Source organism: Xanthomonas sp. SHU 166, from assembly GCF_000364685.1.
Taxonomy (GTDB): domain Bacteria; phylum Pseudomonadota; class Gammaproteobacteria; order Xanthomonadales; family Xanthomonadaceae; genus Xanthomonas_A; species Xanthomonas_A sontii.
On sequence record NZ_AQOJ01000957.1, the window covers coordinates 1 to 2111 of the forward strand.

The window sequence follows — 2111 nt, forward strand, 5'->3', positions numbered from 1 at the left end:
CTGCTGCTGCGCACCGTCTACGTCCTGCTGGCCGTCGGCGTGGTGGCGCTGGCGGCCGGGCTGTATGCGCAGGCGCCGCCACGCGCGCGCAGCGGCGCGCCGGTCGTGCTGTTCGGCTGCGCCGCGTTCGGCCTGTGCGGCGTGGCGATCGGCGACAGCTACCTGCCGCAGCGCGCACCGCTGCTGGCGCCGCTGGTGCACGGGCTCTCCGCGCAGACCGCGTTCCTGTGCGTGACCACGGCGATGCTGCTGCAGAGCGCGTGGCTGCGCGGGCAGGCGGCGTGGCGGGGCCGCGCCGGGCCGCTGTTGCTGCTGGCGGTGCTGGCGTTCGTCGCCCTGTGGGTGCATGTGCTGTGGCGCGCACCGCCGCGCGGGCTGACCCAGAAACTGCCGATCGTGTTGATCCTGGCCTGGCTGCTGCCGGTGGCGTATCGCGTGTGGCGGCCGGTGCCTGCAGCCGCGGCGCAATCGCGCGACAATGGCGCGGTCTTCCCACTACAGGACAGCGCATCATGATCCAGCGTTTCGATACCGGCCCGCGGATGTCGGAGATGACCGTGTACAACGGCGTGGCCTATCTGGCCGGGCAGATCGCGGACGATACCAGCGAAGACATCGCCGGCCAGACCCGCCAGGTGCTGGCCGCGATCGACCGGTTGCTGGCGCTCGCCGCCACCGACAAGAGCCGGATCCTGCGCGCGGAGATCTTCATGACCGACCTGGCCGAGTTCGCCGAAATGAACAAGGTCTGGGAAGAATGGGTCAGCCCGGGCAACACCCCGGCCCGCGCCACCGTGCAGGCCAAGCTGGCCGACCCGGCCTGGAAGATCGAGATCGTGATTACCGCGGCGGCGTGAAAGCCGGGAATGGGGAGTCGGGAATGGGGAATGGGAAAGCCGGCAGTGCGTCGCCTGAGCGACCGCGTGAAGCTGTGGCTTTAGCCGCGACAGGCGTCGCCGGTAAAGCCCGTCGCGGTTGACCGGAAGTTCCTTGGGTACGCAGGTAACCCGGGCACTCGCGGGACGCCCATTCCCGTTTCCCCATTCTCCATTCCCGGCGCCCCAGCGCCCCAGCACCTCAGCGCCTGACGAACCGGTAATGCGCCACGCCCCACTGCTGGCCCTGTTCGTAGCCGAACAGTTCCGCGCAGGCCATCCAGAACATGCGCCAGCGTTGCCACCAGATCTTGGCGTCGGCGCCGTAGGTGGCCTGCAGCACCGGCATCAGCGTGTCGCGGTGGCGGTCCTGGTTGTGCAGCCAGGCGTTGGCGGTCTTCTCGTAATGCTGGCCGGACAGCAGCCAGCGGCGTTCGATCGCCAGGTCGTCCTGGAACTGCAGCAGGGTGTCGGCCGCCGGCATCAGGCCGCCGGTGAAGAAGTGCCGGCCCATCCAGTTGTCCTCGCCCTGCACCTCGAACGGGTAGGCCAGGTCGCGATGGCAGAAGATGTGCACGAACAGCCGGCCGCCCGGCACCAGCCAGTGGCTGACCCGCTTGAGCAGTTCGCGGTAGTTGCGCATGTGCTCGAACATCTCGATCGAGACCACACGGTCGTAGCTCTCGGTCGGCAGGGTCAGGGTGTTGGCGTCGTGGGTGATCACCTTGACGTTGTTCAGCCCGCGCGCACGGCACTGCGCTTCGATGTGCTCGCGCTGCGGCCGCGAGTTGGACACGGCGGTGATGCGCGCGCCGGGGAATTGCTCGGCCATCCACAAGGTCAGCGAGCCCCAGCCGCAGCCCAGTTCGAGGATGCGCTGGCGGTCGCGCAACTGTGCACGTTCGGCGTACAGCTGCAGCATGCGTTCTTCGGCCGCGTCCAGGTCGGGCGTGGTCGCATCCCAGTAGCAGCTGCTGTATTTCAGGCGCTTGCCCAGGCACAGCTCGAAGAAGCGCGGCGGCACTTCGTAGTGCTGGCGGTTGGCTGCGTCGGTCTCGATCGCGATGGCGCTCTCGCGCAGCGATTCGATCAGCAGGCGCTGGCGCTCCCAGGCCGCGTCGGCGCCGCCGGCGCGCTCGTCGCGCAAGCGTTGCGCGCACAACCGGCGCATCGCCGCGCGCAGCATGGCGTCGGGCAGCAGGCCGGATTCGGCCAAGCGCGTGGCCAGCGGCTCCG

At 69.3% G+C, this 2111-nt stretch carries 3 protein-coding genes; 2 read left to right on the plus strand and 1 reads right to left on the minus strand.

Features of this window, described 5'->3' with window-relative positions; translation table 11 throughout:
- Window positions 1-516: DUF998 domain-containing protein (locus D180_RS21500; RefSeq protein WP_017914399.1), on the plus strand; the 516-nt coding region annotated here is incomplete at its 5' end.
- Window positions 513-857, plus strand: coding sequence for a RidA family protein (locus D180_RS21505; RefSeq protein ID WP_017910151.1), 345 nt, complete (start codon window positions 513-515; stop codon window positions 855-857). The genes D180_RS21500 and D180_RS21505, both read left to right, overlap by 4 nt.
- A gap of 220 nt (window positions 858-1077) precedes the next feature.
- Here the strand turns inward: D180_RS21505 and D180_RS21510 are convergent, their stop codons facing one another.
- Window positions 1078-2103 carry a cyclopropane-fatty-acyl-phospholipid synthase family protein gene (locus tag D180_RS21510; RefSeq protein ID WP_051064878.1) on the minus strand — a complete coding sequence of 342 codons (1026 nt, stop codon included), beginning with the start codon at window positions 2101-2103 and terminating at the stop codon, window positions 1078-1080.
- Between the last annotated feature and the right edge of the window lie 8 nt (window positions 2104-2111).

Coding starts and splice junctions, on each gene's coding strand:
- D180_RS21505 (WP_017910151.1), top strand. CDS start 513: ATGATCCAGCGTTTCGATACCGGCCCGCGGATGTCGGAGATGACCGTG.